Genomic DNA, 17,278 nt, shown 5'->3' with positions numbered 1-17,278 from the left:
GCTTATATTGCTTTGTGGTAAATTTCTGAGCCCGTTTGTTTAAACTCTTCCGATTTCGCTTTCATTTGCGCTTCTACATCAACCATTTTGATCTCAATTGCATCACCAACATTGTTAGGATCGATTCCGCGTGATTCGAGATCTTTGGCGTAATCGCGTACTTCTTGGGTAATTTTCATTGAGCAAAATTTCGGGCCACACATAGAGCAAAAGTGCGCTACTTTGCCAGACTCTTGCGGTAGGGTTTCGTCGTGATATTCACGGGCACGTTCTGGGTCTAAACCAATGTTAAATTGGTCGTGCCATCTAAATTCAAAGCGCGCTTTTGATAATGCATTATCGCGCTCTTGCGCGCCGGGGTGGCCTTTGGCCAAGTCGGCCGCATGCGCTGCAATTTTGTAGGTAATTAAGCCCTCTTTTACATCTTCTTTATTGGGCAAACCTAAATGCTCTTTTGGTGTTACATAACACAGCATGGCACAGCCGTACCACGCTATTTGTGCAGCGCCTATACCCGATGTTATATGGTCGTACCCTGGTGCTATATCGGTCGTTAATGGGCCTAATGTGTAAAAAGGCGCTTCGCCACAATGCTCTAATTGCTCATCCATATTGGCTTTAATCATGTGCATTGGCACATGGCCTGGGCCTTCAATAAATACTTGTACATCGTGTTTCCACGCAATTTTTGTAAGCTCCCCTAACGTACGTAGCTCACTAAATTGCGCTTCGTCGTTGGCATCAGCAATCGAACCAGGACGAAGGCCATCTCCAAGCGAAAAACACACATCGTATTGTTTTAAAATTTCGCAAATATCTTCAAAGTGCGTATATAAAAAGTTTTCTTTATGGTGCGCTAAACACCACTTAGCCATAATTGAGCCACCACGCGATACAATGCCGGTTACACGCTTTGCCGTCATTGGCACGTAACGCAGCAATACACCGGCATGAATAGTAAAGTAATCAACACCCTGCTCGGCTTGTTCAATTAACGTATCGCGAAATATCTCCCACGTTAGGTCTTCGGCCACTCCGTTTACTTTTTCAAGCGCCTGATAAATTGGTACCGTGCCAATAGGCACCGGCGAATTACGTACTACCCATTCACGGGTTTCGTGAATGTAACGCCCGGTTGATAAATCCATTACGGTATCGGCACCCCAGCGCGTAGACCACACCATTTTTTCTACTTCTTCTTCGATTGATGAGCTTACCGATGAATTACCAATATTAGCGTTAACTTTAACTAAAAAGTTACGGCCAACTATCATGGGCTCGGTTTCGGGGTGGTTAATATTATTTGGTAAAATAGCGCGGCCGCGGGCTATTTCGTCGCGTACAAATTCAGGGGTAATAAAATCGGGAATACTCGCCCCAAACGACTCGCCTTTATGCTGTGCTGCTAATAGCTCTTCTCTAATTTGTGCACGGCCCATGTTTTCGCGTATGGCTACGTATTCCATTTCAGGGGTAATAATGCCTTGGCGAGCATAATGCATTTGCGTCACGTTTTTGCCCGCTTTACCACGGCGAATTTTAGGTAAATGATCAAAGCGAATATGATCAAGGCCGTCATCGGCCATACGTTGCTGAGCAAATTGCGAAGTGACTGAGTCGAGCACTTCGGTGTCGTTGCGCTCTTTTATCCACTGCTCACGAAATTTAGGTAATCCCTTACGTACGTCTAATTCAAAGTTAGGGTCGGTATACGGGCCTGATGTATCGTAAACACGCAGTGGATCGTTTGGCTCATACACAGGGTTTTGCTCATCGCCACCAATAAACGTATCGCTTAATGTAATTTCGCGCATACCCACGCGTACACCGCTTTGGCTGCCCTCAACATACACTTTTTGTGAGCTTGGAAATGGCTGACCCGTTAAATTATAAATGTAATCTGACGCAGCAGCGCGCGTTTCTCGACGTGTAGACTTATTTGTAGTGTTTGACATGACTTACCTCATTGCTAAAGGGTTGTCTTGTCAGATATTCCATAAGGAATAGAGAAAGATCGTAAAGCAGTGGTTACGCTGCTTTGCGGCCTAAAATGGCTAGTTATTTTGTTGTGCGCATAAAAAAAGACGCACAAGCGTCCCATTTTAGGCAGCTTGTTCCCTACGCAGGTTTTAACCTGATCAGGTTCACGGATCCCGCTTTCGCGATCTCAGCCTTAATTATTTAAGGCACTCCGACAAGTAAAATTATGTTCGTTGATTTGCTATTTTGATCAAATCAGCGTTGAGTGTACGCCAGTTAAAAATTGCCTGCAAGGGGCAGTTTTAAATACTCATGCCACTACTTTGCAATAAATAAAAAAGTTTGATCGCCCTGCATAACTAACTGTGAGCCTTGCATGGTAAGCGTTGCACCTTCTCGTAGCGCTTGTAAAAACTGCTGCTCTAGCTCATCAACGTCTGCTCCGCACGACTTACGCGTCATGCCAAGTTTATTAACGCTAATACTGCTGTCTTTAAGCTCACCTTCACCAAAAAACTTATTACATCCTGCAAACCCGTTTACTTGCAACGCTTCAATAAAGCTCATTGATGCATTGTAAGAGGCCGGCACAGCTAAACCATCAACCTTTGATAGTTGCCATTGTGTGTACTTTAGCTGCTCAGTGGTCACCGTCCCTGTGGCTGTACAACCAATACATAAACCGATTAAAAGCATCGGTAGTGCTGCTAATTTCATGCTATTTCTAACTAAATATTTAATTACCGTAATAGTAACAATTTTTATGCGGTTTATCCGTTAAAAATGCATGTTTTAAATGTAAATTTTTGTTCTATGATAGTTTAGAGAGTGTTGAACTTTGCAGATTAAAACGTGTTCACAGTAAGGGGGCTTTAATCGCTTTGCTTGGCTTGTAACTTAGTGGGCTCGATAACAGCACCTGCGCTACCCGCTATTTACGATAAACAATCCCACTGCCTAGGCGCTGCTTTAAAACAAACTACGTTAAATTTAGCCTAAAGGTCACAGCCCCTAAAAATTATACCCGCTAATCTTGGGTGTAATTTTTAAATAAGTTATCTATTTCGGGAGGTAAAAAAGGGCGCCCTTTTTCATTAACCGAAGTGCCTATAACCTTGGCTTGTAGCATTACTTTATTGTCGTGTTTACGTACTAAGGTTTGCTTAAACGCAAACTTTATACGGCTTATACGCTCAGGTTCAACTGCTATATAAAATTCATCATCTGGTACAAGCGAATGTTTATAATCAACCTCACTGCGTATCACTACTAAGTTAACTTTTTGCTTTGCTAGCAGTGCAAAATCAACCCCATTTGCAAATAAAAACTCATGGCGAGCATGCTCTAAATAATTAAAGTACACACTGTTATTTACAATTCCTTGTAGGTCACATTCGTAATGGCGCACTTTAAAATCAACTTTAAAGGTCATATTAGTAATCCTGATTATTTAACGTATAATCGCTGCGTTATAACACAAGTATTAAAATAATTGCTACCATACGAGTCCCCAAAATGGAGTTAAGTAACCTAATGAACTTACGTTTGTCTTTAATTACTGCGGCGTTATTACCGCTAATTAGTACACCACTTATAGCAAACGCTGATGACAGCGACCTAGAACGAATTGTTGTTACAGGCGACTTTCAACGTGAAAGCATTCAAACATTAAGCGCTAGCGCTAGCCTATTTAGCAAAGATGAAATTAATCAACGTGGTGCAAGTTACTTAGACGAAATGCTAGGTAGTACAGCCAACGTAAACTTTACATCTGGTGCCTCTCGTGGTCGTTATATTCAAATTCGTGGAGTGGGACTTCGTTCACAATTTGTAGATCCAATTAACCCATCGGTTGGCTTAGTCATTGACGGCATTAACTACTCGGGTTTAGGTGGCAGCTCATTATTATTTGATATAGACCAGGTAGAAATTTACCGCGGCCCGCAAGGCACTCGCTTTGGTGCAGACGGCATGGCCGGTATGATCCAAATGGAATCAGCTCAGGCAACTGCCGATCCTAGCTTAAAATTACAAGTGGGTATGGGTACTTATAACTCGCGCGAAGCAGGCCTTGCAGCAAGTACTGGATTAACCGACGACACAAGTGCCCGCGTAAGCTACTTTCGCAGAAAATCAGATGGCTACGTAGATAACCTATATTTAAACGACGAAACTCAACAACAGGATGAGCAAGTAGCCCGCTTTAAATTAAACAGCCAACTTACTGAGCATTTAAACACAGAGTTAAACCTGCACTACATAGATATAAACAACGGCTACGATGCGTTCACGCTTGATAACAGCCGTAATAGTGTAGCCGACGAGCCAGGCCAAGATAATCAACAAAGCTACGCCATTGGTATTAATAATACCTACACAGGCTTTGATGCCTTTGATGTAAGCTTAAACCTTTCAGCCATTGATACAGAGCTACTTTACAGCTTTGATGAAGACTGGGTATGTAACGATGCAAGCGAGCCACAATTATGTGCAGCTGGCCTACACCCTTGGGGTTATAGCTCAACCGATGTGTACACGCGTGATCGCGATGATCAGTCGGCTAATTTACAGTTTAATTCTAAAACAGGTAACTGGGTTGCCGGTGTTTACTATCAAAACCGCGACGTAGATTTAGAGCGCGAATACACTTGGCTTGCAAGTCCATTTGCATCAACCTACGAAACCAGTAACGTAGCTGTTTACGGCCAAGTAGCCACACCTATTGGCCCTAAAACCACGCTCATTACCGGTTTACGTGTAGAGCAATACCAAGGTGATTACACCGACAGCAACGGCTTTATTGAAGAGACTGACGACGTAATGGTAGGCGGTAAAATAGCACTTGAATACCAAGTGATTGATCGCACTATGATCTACACCAGTATTACCCGTGGTTATAAAGCTGGCGGTATTAATTCAGAAGCATTAGCCAAAGCTAAAGATGAAGGCTTAAACCTAGATGCTGATTTTTTCCAGCAGCATACAAGCTTTGACCCAGAATACCTCTGGAGCGGTGAGTTTGGCGTTAAGGGTTCATCGCTTGATGATAAATTTACCCTGCGTTTAGCAGCATTTTATATGCACCGCGACAACATACAGTTAAAAGCATGGCAAGTAGAAGGTCAGCAATTTACAGGCTACGTTGATAACGCAAGCTCTGGTAGCAACTACGGGCTAGAAGTTGAAGGTAGTTACCAACTTACCGAAGATTTATTCTTAACAGGTAGCGCCGGTTACTTAAACACAGAAATTGACGACTTTGTAACGCAATCAGGCTTAAATCAAGACGGTCGTGAGCAAGCGCAATCACCTAAATACCAATACGCATTTAGCGCACGTTACAACTTTACTAATGAGCTGTACGGTATGATTGGTGTTGAAGGTAAGGACGATTACTACTTCTCCGATAGCCATAATTCAAAAGCACCCAGCAGCAATTTAGTAAACCTAAGTTTAGGCTACGAAGCCGACATATGGGCAGTGCGCGCATGGGCACGTAACGTATTTGACGAAGAAGTACCAACCCGCGGCTTTGAGTTTGGTAACGACCCACTTGATGGCTACGCTACACACACCTACGTGCAATTAGGTGAGCCAAGAGTAGCGGGTATAACGTTTACGTTAGAGCTGTAAGCTGTAAGCTGTAAGCTGTTAGAAAAAATAAATATTAAGCACCGTGTTTACAATAAACGCGGTGCTTTTTTATTGGTAGGCGTGAAGCTTGCTCACGCAAAAAGAAAAAGCGTAAATAGATTTTATATCAACGCGCCAGCAAGCAAGGCGCCTACAGGACAAGCATCACGCCCTATCTACATCAAACGCGATGACTTCTTTTATTGTATCTTTAGCGGTGGCTAGCATAACTAATCTGTCTATCCCCATAGCAACGCCTGCGCATTGCGGTAAACCGTGCTCAAGTGCGGCGATTAAGCGGGTATCCATAGGCACGTGGTTTAACCCATTGGCAGCGCGATAAGCGTTATCTTCATCAAAGCGCTTTGCCTGCTCTTTAGCATTAGTTAGCTCATTAAAGCCATTCGCTAATTCCATATTTTTATAATAAAGCTCAAATCGCCCTGCTACACGGTTATCATGCTCACAAATTTGTGCCAGTGCCGCTTGCGATGACGGAAAGTGATACACAAAACACGGCTTAGTTTGCCCTATAGTTGGCTCTACTTTCATACAAAATAACAGCTGCAGCAAGGTATCTTTATTGGTTTCGTTTTCGGCTATATCGGCAAAACCGTGATCGCAGGCAAGTGTTTGCAATTGTCTAAGCGTAGCTGTTAATGGGTCAAGCGCTAACACTTGCTCAAATGCTTGTTGGTAAGTCAGTCGCTCTGCAGGTTCTACATTTAAAATGAGCTGCATTAGCTCATTCATTTCATCCATTAATGCAAACTCATCAAACCCAGGGCGATACCACTCAAGCATGGTAAATTCGGGGTTATGATGGCGTCCCGCTTCTTCGTTTCTAAATGCCTTACAAAGCTGAAATATGGGCCCTGAGCCTGCTGCTAGCAAACGCTTCATTGCAAATTCAGGCGATGTTTGTAAATAAAGTGGCAAGCCACCAGCGTGGCCTGGGCCTACAAACTGTGTATTAAAACTTGCTAAATGCACATCGGTTACACTGGCACTGCTTAAGCTCGGTGTTTCTACTTCCATTACATTACGCGTATAAAAAAACTCACGAATGATTCTCAGTATGGCTGCACGCTGCTTAAGGGTGTTTATGCTTGCACTAGGTGCCCAAGGTGTTGCTGACATATTTTCTCCAAAAAAAATCCCAGCTTAAGCCGGGATTTTATAAACCGTACTCAAGCTTACTTAACACGGCCTACGTATTCACCGCTACGGGTGTCTACTTTAATTACTTCACCAATTTGTACGAATAATGGAACGCGTACTACTGCACCAGTGCTAAGCGTTGCAGGTTTACCGCCTGTGCCCGCTGTATCGCCTTTAAGACCAGGATCAGTTTCAGTGATCTCAAGCTCAACAAAGTTAGGTGGAGTAACCGCGATTGGGCTACCGTTCCATAATGTAATAGTACATACATCGTTTTCAACTAACCATTTAACGGCATCGCCAAGTGCTTTTTCGTCAGCGGCAATTTGTTCAAATGTTTCGTTATTCATGAAATGCCAAAACTCACCGTCTGTGTATAGGTACGCTAAGTCGGTATCCATTACATCGGCGCCTTCAACTGATTCACCCGATTTAAAGGTTTTTTCAAGCACCTTACCAGAGATAAGTTTGCGGATACGAACACGGTTAAACGCTTGGCCTTTACCAGGTTTTACCATTTCATTTTCTAAAATACTGCAAGGTTCGCCGTCCATCATAATTTTTAGGCCGCCCTTGAACTCGTTGGTGCTATAATTCGCCATCGTTTCCTCTATTTAATTTTTTTCGAGTAATCTACGTGCCAATGATACAAAGAAATGAAGCAAATTTGCATAAAAACTGGCAAAAAGAATTAGCAAATGTAGTTACCTGCCCAAAAACCTTGCTTGAAATGGTCGGTTTATCGAGCCAAGCCCATGAAAACGACCTAAAAGCCCGCAGTTTATTTCCGGTACGCGTGCCAGTCCCTTTTATAAAAAAAATACGCAAGGGCGATGCAAACGACCCCTTATTGCTACAAGTTATGCCACGCCATCAAGAGTTTTTAACCAAAACAGGTTTTAATAAAGACCCTTTACTAGAGCAAGACAACGAACAGCCTGGGCTTTTACATAAATATAAATCCCGTGTTTTAATTATGTTTAAAACTGGCTGTGCAGTAAATTGCCGTTACTGCTTTAGACGCCACTTCCCGTATCAAGAAAACCAGCTTAATAAAAAAAGCCTGCTTGATGCGCTGAGCTATATAAAATCAGATGCCAACATAAACGAAGTGATTTTAAGTGGTGGCGACCCACTTATGGCCAAAGACGATGCCATTAGCTGGTTTTTAGATGAGCTTGAACAGTTACCTCAAATTAAACGCATGCGAATACACAGCCGTTTACCTGTTGTTATACCTGCGCGTATTACCGATGAGCTCTGCGCGAGGCTAAAGCAATCACCGCTAAAAATTATATTTATTAACCATATAAATCATGCCAACGAAATAGACGACGAGTTTAAAGCAGCCATGCAAAAGCTAAAGCAAGCAGGCGTAACGTTATTAAACCAGGCAGTTATTTTAAAAGAGGTGAACGACACCGTTGAGGCACAAATAAATTTAAGTGAGGCGTTATTTGATGCCGACGTACTGCCATACTATTTATATTTGCTAGATAAGGTTGAAGGCGCAAGCCACTTTGATATAGAAGAGCCACAGGCAATAAAAATAATGGCAGAACTATTAAAAGCCCTGCCTGGATTTTTAGTGCCTAAATTAGTAAGAGAAATAGGCGGTCAAAAAAGCAAAACACCTATCGACCTTAAGTTAGTTTAAACGTATATATTTACATTGTTACCCAGTGTTGCAGTGACCGACTGAGCCGGTGATTGCGCATTTGTTGGCTGGGCAGCACCTTCAATTAGTGCAAGTGCTGCTGCGCCATCTGCTAATTGCTGCTTTTTAGACAAAGCAGCGGTATATACTTCACCACCTTGGCCAGAGCTAGACATAGCGGGTAGATTTCCACCTGATATATTCATCGTTATAAGCCTTAATCAACCTGACATTTAAATGTAATCCAAGTACTATATCGGCAATGCAGTACAAAGCTTTAGGAAAACCATGGATTCTATAATTGAACAACTCAACGCTAACTTAAAAATTGTTTATCGCCAAGCACTTGATGCCGACAAAAAACTAGATGAGCTACAGCAACAAGGCCACGGTAAATTTAAAGCCTTGTTCCCAGCTGATGCCGGATTTAGTTTTGAAGCTAAACGCTTTAAGCCATACGTACTTGATGTAGCAGCCGATGTAGAAAGCTTAAGCACAGATGGTTTTGATGAAGAAAAGCTTAAAACAACGGTTATTAAGCTACAACAGTTACTTACCCTGCTCGCTACGTTTAAGTAGCTAAAAATTAAAGTTTAATTTAGTAAACATCAAATACAAAAAATGCCGATAATGTTTATCGGCATTTTTTATTTATTTTATAACTGTATTTAACTTATATTAGATAAAACTTTTGAATGAAACCAGTTAGTTACTAAGCGTTTTTCATAATAAAATGATCTAGAGGTTGAGCGCTTAATTTTATCTAAATAGCCTCTATCTTTTAATAACACTTCTGTGGCGTGGTTCACAACTTCACCCTGCGGATTAGTTACCGTGTAAGACAGCTTAATTTGTGGGTAATGAAATGGTTGAATTACTCTTATTTTTTTAGCGCCAGAAAACTCAATTGCACCTGCTAAATCAAGATCTGCAACCTCTACATTTAATTTATATCCACTTGGTAATTTTTCAGCTAACTTCGCAAAATGCTTTTCAAAGTTAATAGTAATTTGCTTTTCAAAAGAAGTTGGTGATTGATTTGCTGCACGCACATCGCGGTAATTGTCAAAATCTTGCCATTTAACTGCAGACTCACCAGCTTGTGCAATACCAATAGAACTTAAACCCATTACTAACGTTAGTAATTTTAAACTTTTCATAATCTTCTCCATGTGAACTATCAAAAGTCAACGCAAGTACAACACATTCAATTTAAAACAATAAACCAGAACACTTACACTGATGACATTAGTTTAAATTAGCAGCAAAAATTTTTAATGTAAAGTTGGGTACATCCCTATATTGATAAAAACACAATCAAAAAGTAATTTAATCACTTAATTGCCAGCTTGAAATGCAAAAGCTAATAACTCTCTTTGTACGCATAATCAAAATGATAAAAAAGCCTACTTATATTTAAGCTCCGCTTGATAAAACTAATTTTAATAAGGAAAACTATAAATCGCTTTTTTAGTCTGCAATAGTTGCTTACTTTAAGTCATTTTGATTTTGTAACTTGCCATTGTTGGTGGCAAGTTTAATTTAATCAATGCTTGCTAAAATTTGCTCGCCAAACCATTCGGTTATTAAGCGTTTTTCATAAAAAAACGGCTCGTCGCGACCCATTTTAATTTTATCCATAAAGCCCATGTCTTTAAGCTCTACATCGTCCTCTTCACTCACTACACTCCCTTTATTATCGCTTAGCGAGTAATTGAGCTTAATGCGCGGAAAATAAATAGGTTTTACTACGCGTATTTCATCCATACCGCCATAGCGCACGTCCCCTGCTAAATCGATATCGGTTATTTCTAAATTTAGCTTGTAGCCTTTTGGCAATTGCTCGGCCAGTTTAGAAAAATGTTTTTCGAACTGAGTAGCAATTTGTTTATGGTACGACGCTTTACCCTGGCTAGAAGCGCGCACATCGCGGTAGTCTTTAAAATCTTGCCACTTAACTACAGATTCTCCAGCGTGTGCAAATGCAGGTAATGTAATACACATTGCCATAGCGATTGTTTTAACTGAATTCATAGCATTCTCCAAAGGGGCAGTACTAATTATTTAGACTTAGCCCAGTAATAGACCATACAAGTTTAACACTAGTTTATTAACCATTACTTAATTAACCTATTTTAATACGCTTTTAAAATAAAGCATGTAAATAGTAAGAATATATGATGAAATTAAGATAATTGAAAAAGGTATCCACGGAGCATTCATGGCAATTTTAGTAACAGGCGGCGCAGGCTACATAGGCTCACACACCGTTTTAGAACTTTTACAGCAAGGCAGCGAAGTTGTTGTTGTTGATAATTTAAGTAACGCATCAAAAGAGTCGCTTGCACGCGTAAAGCAAATCACAGGCAAAGAAGCCACGTTTTACCAAGGCGACATTCTTGATAAAGTTTTTTTAGATGCCATTTTTACAAGGCATACCATAGAGAGCGTTATTCATTTTGCAGGCTTAAAGTCAGTGGGTGAGTCGGTAGCTAAACCTGTTGAGTACTATCAAACAAACGTACAAGGTACGCTTACACTTGTAGATGCCATGCGTGATGCAGGCGTATTTAAATTAGTATTTAGCTCATCAGCCACAGTTTACGGCGACCCTGCAAGCTTACCGATTAAAGAAGACTTCCCGGTAGGTGGCACAACTAATCCGTACGGCACATCAAAACTGATGGTTGAGATGATGCTGCAAGATATTGCTAAATCAGATGAGCGTTTTGCATTTGCTATTTTACGCTACTTTAACCCAGTGGGCGCACATGAGTCAGGCTTAATTGGCGAAGATCCAAATGGTATTCCTAATAACTTATTACCATTTATTGCCCAAGTTGCAGTAGGTAAATTAAAGCAGCTTGCTGTATTTGGTGATGACTACGACACCGTTGATGGCACTGGTGTGCGCGACTATATTCACGTTGTAGATTTAGCGATGGGGCACTTAAAAGCGCTTGATAAAATTGCCAACAATACCGGCGCGCTGGTATATAACCTTGGCACAGGCAATGGTTACTCTGTGCTGCAAATGGTTAACGCCTTTATAAAAGCCAGCGGCCAAGAGGTTCCATATCAAGTATCGCCACGCCGCCCTGGCGATATTGCTGCATGTTATGCCGCGCCAGAAAAAGCCCTTAATGAGCTTGGTTGGAAAGCAGTACGTGGAATAGATGCCATGATGGAAGACACATGGCGCTGGCAGTCAAATAACCCTAATGGTTATAAAAGTTAATAAAAAATACCTCATAGATTTTGCCTGTTTCGCAAGCAGGCAAATTACCTACAAGTAAATTTAACCACCGCGTAATTTTTGGTTTAGACGTAGAGCTTGCTCAGGGTTGATGCATAGCTTCCCATTGTTTTAAAAAGTAATAAACACTGTAAAAGCGCTGCTTTTAAACGCCAGCAAGCTGCGCGCCTACAACACCCACTGCACCTGTGTTATTTCAGTCGTAGGCGTGAAGCTTGCTCACGCACAAAGTTGAAATACCAGTATTTTTATACCAACGCGCAAGCAAAGCGCCTATAAATAAACTTAGCGTCAGCGCTAATTACCAATTTTGCATTTCGACAATACGCGACTGCGTTCGCGCATATTCAAAGTTCAGCTTTTGCCCCTGATACAAATACTCAACGTGCGCGTGGGCGTTAATAACTAATAACTTGTGGCAATCGTAAAACTCGTCCACCAATGCAATAAAGCGCCGCGCTTCGTCATCTAAATAATGCTCATTTGGGGTTTGTTTTTCGCGTTGATAACTGTCTTCAATACCATGCACTATTACTTTACCTGTTGCGCCTACACCCATTTTTGGCACATTTTCTATATATAAAATATCAAACTGCTTGGCTAAAAACATATAATCGTAAGCGCTACGCGCTCCTGAGCAAAGCGCCATAAAATCGATCATTAATGCATTATCTGCGGTTAATAAACACGGTAAGCTGCGGGAGTGTACCTGTAAAACTTGGTTTTCCTTTGCTTGTGGATACTGAGATAAAAACTGCTTTTTAAACTCGCTTATAGGTAAATTAATAAAATAATGGCAGCTATTTTTACCATACCTAAAGCGATGATCATCCTGCCCTTCAACACTAATTACATGGCAATAATTTTTAATTAAATCGATTGTGGGTAAAAACCGCGCGCGCTGTAGGCCATTGCGATAAAGCTGCTCAGGTTTTGCGTTAGAAGTTGCCACCAGCACTACCCCACTATCAAACAAGGCATTAAATAACCTTGCCATAATCATTGCATCGCCAATGTCGCTAACAAAAAACTCATCAAAACACAGCACTTTTATATCTTTCGCCCATTGTTTAGCAATTAACGTGAGGGGGTTTTTATGACCTTGTAGCTGGGCAAGTTGCGTGTGTATTTGCGCCATAAAGTGATGAAAATGTAGCCGCTGCTTACGCTCAGTGGGTAAATTTTTATAAAATAAATCCATTAGCATGGATTTACCCCGCCCCACCGGCCCATGCAAATAAATACCTTTAATTAACGGCGCTTTTTTCCACCAAGGTGTTTTTATGTGTAACTGTATACTTAGGTTATTTAACGCATTTACCGCATTTTGCTGAGCGCTATCAACACACAGTTCACCCGCATCTATTTTTGCTTGGTAAAGCCTTAAAATTTGTGGGTAGTCTACTGACATGGGGTTTCACTATCGGCTATAATCGCCGCCATTGTAGCCGACTAAAAATGTGAACCAAAATGAAATTCCCTTGCCGCTTAGATAAATTTATTAGCCACCTAGCCGAGCTACCACGCTCAAAAGCTCGCGCGGGTATTAAACGCCAAGAAGTGCAAGTAAATGGGGAAGTTGTTAGCGCGTTCGATTTTCAAGTAACCCAGCAAGATGAAGTAACATTTGCTGGTGAGCCTATGGTATTTTTAGGCAAACGCTACTTCATGCTACACAAACCTGTAGGCTACGTGTGTGCCAATGTAGATGAACTACACCCCACCGTATTTGATTTACTCGATGAGCCAAATATGGCCGACTTTCATGTAGCAGGTCGCCTTGATATAGACACCACCGGCTTAGTACTTATTACTAACGATGGCGATTGGTCGCACCGTATAACCTCGCCAAAACACAACAAATTAAAAACCTACTTAGTAGAAACTCAAGAGCCTATAACCGAAGAAGCATTAGAGCAACTACGCAGCGGCGTACAACTTCACAACGAAAAAGATCTCACCCGTCCAGCTAAAGCAGAAGCACTTGCCACCTACAGCTTACGTTTATCAATCAGCGAAGGTAAATACCACCAAGTTAAACGCATGTTAGCCGCGGTAGGTAACAAAGTGGTAGAGCTACACCGCGAGCAAATAGGTAATATTATACTGGACGAAAACTTAGCAAGTGGAGAGTATAGGGAGTTAAAAGAGGGAGAGGTAAAACTATAGAGCGGTCAGCGGTCAGCGGTCAGCGGTCAGCGGTCAGCGGTCAGCGGTCAGCGGTCAGCGGTCAGCGGTCAGCGGTCAGCGGTCAGCGGTCAGCGGTCATTTTTAATGTTGCGATTAAACTAGTCAACATTTTTGAAAGCGCTACGGTTTCATCAAGCCACTTTCGACCAACGGACTTATCTATATAACAAATATCTATTCCAATATAAATTTGCGTTCTTGCTTCAGCTATTGATGAGCGAGCGATATCTAAAAACCTCACTTTTTCTTTATTGCTGTCTCTTGTCATTCCCTCAGCTATATTACTAGGAACAGACAAGCCAGAGCGCGTTAATTGATCTCTAAATCCGTAATCTTTTATAGTGCTAGTCGCTTTATAAATATCAGCACTTAAGCGAGCAGATCGTTTCCATACTTCCAAGTTTTCAAAGTTCATGGGCTAAATCCTAGCTATTTACTTTTAGCTTAGAAGTATTTGAAGAAATAGAAACCCTAAACGCAATTAAAGCCTAAAACTGATTGATCTGACTCCATAAAAGTAGACACCTATTTAGGAGTCAGTTCTCATGAAAGTAAAAGCGTTTCGTAAACATACAGAGGAATTTAAAAGAAAAGTGGTGCAGGAGTCATTAGACTCACACGGTACCGTTAAAATGACCGCTAATAAATACGGTATTCATCCCGATATGCTGTCAAGTTGGAGAAGTAAAATGACCTCAAGAAAAGAGCCTAAGCCACTTAAAAACCATGGTCCAGAAAAGTCATATAAAGACCTTGAACGTCAAGTTCGTAACCTTGAAAAGCAGCTTGAGGACGTACAGTTGGAGAACGACGTACTAAAAAAGGCGAGGGCCTACTTCGACAGTCTAAAAGAATAAGGTTTCAATATATTCATAAGACCACGACGGTGAAGAAAACAGTAAGCAAGTTATGTAAGTTATTATCTGTTTCTAAGGCTGGGTATTACAAATGGTTGAAACAGTCGTCGAATCCAGTTGAAAGAAAAAATGATTTTTTACTTCAGTTTTTAATAAAAAGAAGTAATGAAGAGCACTGCATACCTGGTTACAGAAAATTGTGGCAAGCCGCCATAGCCGACGGATATGATTGCAGTAAAGGCCGAGTGCAGCGTTTATTACAAAGCGTAGGTTATCGCTCTAAATCAGGTAAGCGTCGCTACACCAGTGGTAATAAAAAGCAGGGTTTTATAACGACAGAGAATCTACTTGCTCGTCAATTTGATGTTGAAGAGCCTAATAGTGTATGGGTATCGGATATAACTCAGGTGCGCTGTAAAGAAGGCTGGCAGTACTTATGTGTCATTTTAGATTTATACTCACGCAAAGTTGTGGGCTGGGCAACAAGTCGAATTAATAATGCGGTTTTAGTGATTAAAACACTAAAGAAGGCTTGGAATGTGCGCAAGCCGAACGGGCAACGTTTACTGTTTCATTCAGATCAAGGGAGCCAGTATCGAGCTAAAGAGACTATATCGTGGTTGAACAAGCGAGGTGTAACGATTAGCATGTCGAGAAAGGGGAACTGCTGGGATAATGCCTGTTCAGAAAGTTTTTTTGCTCAGTACAAAAAAGAATGGATGAGTAATCTAAATGAACTGAGTCGTAGCGAAATGACAATACAAAGTCGTTTTTATATTGAGAATTACTACAACTCAGTGCGAATGCATGGGACGATTGGAAATGTTAGCCCCATACAATATGAATCAATGAATTAAAACCCCGTGTCTACTTTTATGGAGTCAGATCAGATAGCTGATAGCTAAAAGCTGATAACTAACAGCTTACAGCTCCCCACTTTTCTTACGATTTTATCTGCACTAAATCAAAGTCTGCCATACCTGGGACAATCGCTTGCAAGCGTGATTCGGTCACATCGAGTGCGTTTAAACATTCACAGTATTCAGAGGCTTTAAGCTCAAGTTGCTGAGCCTTTTTCTGCAGGGATTTATCTATTTCTTTAGAGATAATATCCATACGTTGGCCCATGTCGTTAATGCGGTCTTCAATATTACCTTCACGTGATTTAAACGCATCACCAAGCGACATTAAAATAGCCCCTAACGAACCATGTACGGCAGAGTGTATTTGCTGGCTAATTTCTTTAGTGAAAAAATCATCTATTTGCGAGAGCGACTGTGGCGCGATAAAAAAGAAGTCATCACCACGCTTAAATTTGTCCATAAGCGCACGCTCTACGTACTGGAGCTGGGTTTTTAGCACCTCTGGCTCTTTGTCAGACATCCCCTCGACTACATGTTCAATGGCGCTTAAACCTAAGTTAACACCATCGGTAGCCAAATTAACAAGCTCCGGCACCGTATGGCGAATACCATTGCTAAATTGCTCAAGCACTTTGCTTTCTTCAATGCTTAAATCAACCCAGTAACCTCGAATAAAAAGCTGGTTGTTATTATTAATTTGTACGCGTGTTTGGCCTTTATCAAGAATACGTATAACGTCGTCGGTGATAATTAAGCCATGACTAAGCTCAACATCACACTGCGACTGAGCTAAAACTGCAGAGCTTGAAAGTGCTAAACACAACGCCAATATCGAACGAGATAACAACGCCATATACACCTCAACAAGCTAAAAAAGGAAGGCAGGTAGGTTAACAAAAAACCAACTTTATGCAAGAAAAATAGCTGTTAGCTGTTAGCTGTTAGCTGTTAGCTGTTAGCTGTTAGCTGTTAGCTGTTAGCCAAAATAAATTATTAAGCACTGCGTTTACAATAAACGCAGTGCTTTTTTATTGGTAGGCGTGAAGCTTGCTCACGCAAAAAAATAAAACACCTATATTTTTACCAAACGATAGCAAGCAAGGCGCCTACAACACTCCCCTCTAGAGCGCAGCGTCTCTTAACCTCTTTGTGAATAAGTCACTTAATATTTTGCACAAAGAGAAGAAAATGAGAAAACATACAAGTAGCAGCGAGTTTACCTCGCGTCAGACATTTTGCATTAATAAATATACGCATAATAATTACCAAGCGCGCCAGCAAGCAAGGCGTCTACAACGTTACCCTCTAAAACGCAGCGTCTCTTAACCTCTTTGTGAATTAGTATTTTTATTTTTTCATAAAGAGAAGTAAGTGAGAAGCAAATGAGAAAACATACAAGTAGCAGCGAGTAATACTCAATACGCGGCATAAAGCCGCGACTACAACGTTACCCTCTAAAGCGCAGCGTCTCTTAACCTCTTTGTGAATTAGTATTTTTATTTTTTCACAAAGAGAAGTAAGTGAGAAGCAAATGAGAAAACATACAAGTAGCAGCGAGTTTACCTCGCGTCAGACATTTTGTATTAATAAATATACACAGAATAAATTCCAAATATGCCAGCAAGCTGGGCGCCTGCAAAATAAAACTTAACCTCAAAGCTCATTTGGGCTAAAAATGTAG

Annotated in this window: 17 protein-coding genes and 1 riboswitch; of the genes, 6 read left to right on the top strand and 11 right to left on the bottom strand. The window is 41.2% G+C overall.

Features of this window, described 5'->3' with window-relative positions; all coding sequences use genetic code 11:
• Nucleotides 1-2: 2 nt before the first annotated feature.
• From thiC to PSH54_RS03915, 3 genes are all read right to left on the bottom strand, one after another.
• Complete coding sequence (thiC, locus tag PSH54_RS03925; RefSeq protein ID WP_054982298.1) at nt 3-1,955, bottom strand: phosphomethylpyrimidine synthase ThiC; 1,953 nt, start codon at nt 1,953-1,955, stop codon at nt 3-5.
• A 143-nt stretch (nt 1,956-2,098) separates the two neighbouring features.
• A riboswitch (TPP riboswitch) is annotated at nt 2,099-2,204 on the bottom strand.
• A gap of 94 nt (nt 2,205-2,298) precedes the next feature.
• Nucleotides 2,299-2,697 carry an META domain-containing protein gene (locus PSH54_RS03920; RefSeq protein WP_249326182.1) on the bottom strand — a complete coding sequence of 133 codons (399 nt, stop codon included), beginning with the start codon at nt 2,695-2,697 and terminating at the stop codon, nt 2,299-2,301.
• 310 nt (nt 2,698-3,007) lie between these two features.
• Nucleotides 3,008-3,412, bottom strand: coding sequence for an acyl-CoA thioesterase (locus PSH54_RS03915; protein ID WP_004589047.1), 405 nt, complete (start codon nt 3,410-3,412; stop codon nt 3,008-3,010).
• Between the two features lie 83 nt (nt 3,413-3,495).
• Between PSH54_RS03915 and PSH54_RS03910 the strand changes: the two genes are divergently transcribed.
• The gene (locus PSH54_RS03910; protein ID WP_273605550.1) at nt 3,496-5,613 is read left to right on the top strand and encodes a TonB-dependent receptor; all 2,118 of its coding nucleotides are present in this window, start codon (nt 3,496-3,498) and stop codon (nt 5,611-5,613) included.
• Nucleotides 5,614-5,778: 165 nt separating this feature from the next.
• Here PSH54_RS03910 and epmA read toward each other — a convergent pair whose 3' ends face one another.
• A complete protein-coding gene (gene epmA, locus PSH54_RS03905; RefSeq protein WP_273605549.1) occupies nt 5,779-6,753 on the bottom strand; it encodes an elongation factor P--(R)-beta-lysine ligase in 975 nt (324 codons plus the stop codon).
• Nucleotides 6,754-6,809: 56 nt separating this feature from the next.
• Nucleotides 6,810-7,376, bottom strand: a complete 567-nt coding sequence (efp, locus tag PSH54_RS03900) for an elongation factor P (protein WP_004587956.1) — start codon at nt 7,374-7,376, stop codon at nt 6,810-6,812.
• A 41-nt stretch (nt 7,377-7,417) separates the two neighbouring features.
• On the opposite strand from efp, the gene epmB reads away from it, so the two are divergent.
• On the top strand, nt 7,418-8,431 hold the full coding sequence (gene epmB, locus PSH54_RS03895) for an EF-P beta-lysylation protein EpmB (protein ID WP_029773264.1): 1,014 nt from the start codon (nt 7,418-7,420) through the stop codon (nt 8,429-8,431).
• Here the strand turns inward: epmB and PSH54_RS03890 are convergent.
• Nucleotides 8,428-8,637, bottom strand: coding sequence for a hypothetical protein (locus tag PSH54_RS03890; RefSeq protein ID WP_273605548.1), 210 nt, complete (start codon nt 8,635-8,637; stop codon nt 8,428-8,430). The genes epmB and PSH54_RS03890 overlap by 4 nt on opposite strands.
• Nucleotides 8,638-8,719: 82 nt before the next feature.
• Between PSH54_RS03890 and PSH54_RS03885 the strand changes: the two genes are divergently transcribed.
• Complete coding sequence (locus PSH54_RS03885; RefSeq protein WP_004587953.1) at nt 8,720-9,010, top strand: hypothetical protein; 291 nt, start codon at nt 8,720-8,722, stop codon at nt 9,008-9,010.
• A gap of 89 nt (nt 9,011-9,099) precedes the next feature.
• Here the strand turns inward: PSH54_RS03885 and PSH54_RS03880 are convergent, their stop codons facing one another.
• On the bottom strand, nt 9,100-9,591 hold the full coding sequence (locus PSH54_RS03880; protein ID WP_029773263.1) for a DUF3016 domain-containing protein: 492 nt from the start codon (nt 9,589-9,591) through the stop codon (nt 9,100-9,102).
• 382 nt (nt 9,592-9,973) lie between these two features.
• Complete coding sequence (locus PSH54_RS03875; protein ID WP_004587951.1) at nt 9,974-10,465, bottom strand: DUF3016 domain-containing protein; 492 nt, start codon at nt 10,463-10,465, stop codon at nt 9,974-9,976.
• 187 nt (nt 10,466-10,652) lie between these two features.
• Between PSH54_RS03875 and galE the strand changes: the two genes are divergently transcribed.
• Entirely contained in the window at nt 10,653-11,669 is a 1,017-nt protein-coding gene (galE, locus tag PSH54_RS03870; protein ID WP_273605547.1) for a UDP-glucose 4-epimerase GalE, read from the top strand.
• Between the two features lie 319 nt (nt 11,670-11,988).
• On the opposite strand, the gene zapE is transcribed toward galE, so the two are convergent.
• Complete coding sequence (gene zapE, locus PSH54_RS03865; protein WP_273605546.1) at nt 11,989-13,098, bottom strand: cell division protein ZapE; 1,110 nt, start codon at nt 13,096-13,098, stop codon at nt 11,989-11,991.
• Between the two features lie 59 nt (nt 13,099-13,157).
• On the opposite strand from zapE, the gene rsuA reads away from it, so the two are divergent.
• Nucleotides 13,158-13,856, top strand: a complete 699-nt coding sequence (gene rsuA / locus PSH54_RS03860; RefSeq protein WP_064386950.1) for a 16S rRNA pseudouridine(516) synthase RsuA — start codon at nt 13,158-13,160, stop codon at nt 13,854-13,856.
• An 82-nt stretch (nt 13,857-13,938) separates the two neighbouring features.
• Here rsuA and PSH54_RS03855 read toward each other — a convergent pair whose 3' ends face one another.
• Nucleotides 13,939-14,292, bottom strand: a complete 354-nt coding sequence (locus PSH54_RS03855) for a four helix bundle protein (protein ID WP_024032429.1) — start codon at nt 14,290-14,292, stop codon at nt 13,939-13,941.
• Between the two features lie 130 nt (nt 14,293-14,422).
• On the opposite strand from PSH54_RS03855, the gene PSH54_RS03850 reads away from it, so the two are divergent.
• Nucleotides 14,423-15,591 (top strand): IS3 family transposase gene (locus PSH54_RS03850; protein ID WP_121637701.1). Its coding sequence is split into 2 segments (ribosomal slippage): nt 14,423-14,693 and nt 14,693-15,591, totalling 1,170 coding nucleotides; the frame shifts between segments, so codons are not numbered across the junction.
• An 85-nt stretch (nt 15,592-15,676) separates the two neighbouring features.
• On the opposite strand, the gene PSH54_RS03845 is transcribed toward PSH54_RS03850, so the two are convergent.
• A complete protein-coding gene (locus PSH54_RS03845; protein WP_273605545.1) occupies nt 15,677-16,450 on the bottom strand; it encodes a YggN family protein in 774 nt (257 codons plus the stop codon).
• Nucleotides 16,451-17,278: the final 828 nt, after the last annotated feature.

The organism is Pseudoalteromonas sp. Angola-30, assembly GCF_028599215.1.
GTDB classification, from domain to species: Bacteria; Pseudomonadota; Gammaproteobacteria; order Enterobacterales; family Alteromonadaceae; genus Pseudoalteromonas; species Pseudoalteromonas atlantica.
Note: the sequence above shows the minus strand (reverse complement) of the source record. Positions and strands in the feature narration are given on the sequence as shown.

Coding starts and splice junctions, on each gene's coding strand:
- thiC (WP_054982298.1), bottom strand. CDS start 1,955: ATGTCAAACACTACAAATAAGTCTACACGTCGAGAAACGCGCGCTGCT.
- PSH54_RS03920 (WP_249326182.1), bottom strand. CDS start 2,697: ATGAAATTAGCAGCACTACCGATGCTTTTAATCGGTTTATGTATTGGT.
- PSH54_RS03915 (WP_004589047.1), bottom strand. CDS start 3,412: ATGACCTTTAAAGTTGATTTTAAAGTGCGCCATTACGAATGTGACCTA.
- PSH54_RS03910 (WP_273605550.1), top strand. CDS start 3,496: ATGGAGTTAAGTAACCTAATGAACTTACGTTTGTCTTTAATTACTGCG.
- epmA (WP_273605549.1), bottom strand. CDS start 6,753: ATGTCAGCAACACCTTGGGCACCTAGTGCAAGCATAAACACCCTTAAG.
- efp (WP_004587956.1), bottom strand. CDS start 7,376: ATGGCGAATTATAGCACCAACGAGTTCAAGGGCGGCCTAAAAATTATG.
- epmB (WP_029773264.1), top strand. CDS start 7,418: ATGATACAAAGAAATGAAGCAAATTTGCATAAAAACTGGCAAAAAGAA.
- PSH54_RS03890 (WP_273605548.1), bottom strand. CDS start 8,637: ATGAATATATCAGGTGGAAATCTACCCGCTATGTCTAGCTCTGGCCAA.
- PSH54_RS03885 (WP_004587953.1), top strand. CDS start 8,720: ATGGATTCTATAATTGAACAACTCAACGCTAACTTAAAAATTGTTTAT.
- PSH54_RS03880 (WP_029773263.1), bottom strand. CDS start 9,591: ATGAAAAGTTTAAAATTACTAACGTTAGTAATGGGTTTAAGTTCTATT.
- PSH54_RS03875 (WP_004587951.1), bottom strand. CDS start 10,465: ATGAATTCAGTTAAAACAATCGCTATGGCAATGTGTATTACATTACCT.
- galE (WP_273605547.1), top strand. CDS start 10,653: ATGGCAATTTTAGTAACAGGCGGCGCAGGCTACATAGGCTCACACACC.
- zapE (WP_273605546.1), bottom strand. CDS start 13,098: ATGTCAGTAGACTACCCACAAATTTTAAGGCTTTACCAAGCAAAAATA.
- rsuA (WP_064386950.1), top strand. CDS start 13,158: ATGAAATTCCCTTGCCGCTTAGATAAATTTATTAGCCACCTAGCCGAG.
- PSH54_RS03855 (WP_024032429.1), bottom strand. CDS start 14,292: ATGAACTTTGAAAACTTGGAAGTATGGAAACGATCTGCTCGCTTAAGT.
- PSH54_RS03845 (WP_273605545.1), bottom strand. CDS start 16,450: ATGGCGTTGTTATCTCGTTCGATATTGGCGTTGTGTTTAGCACTTTCA.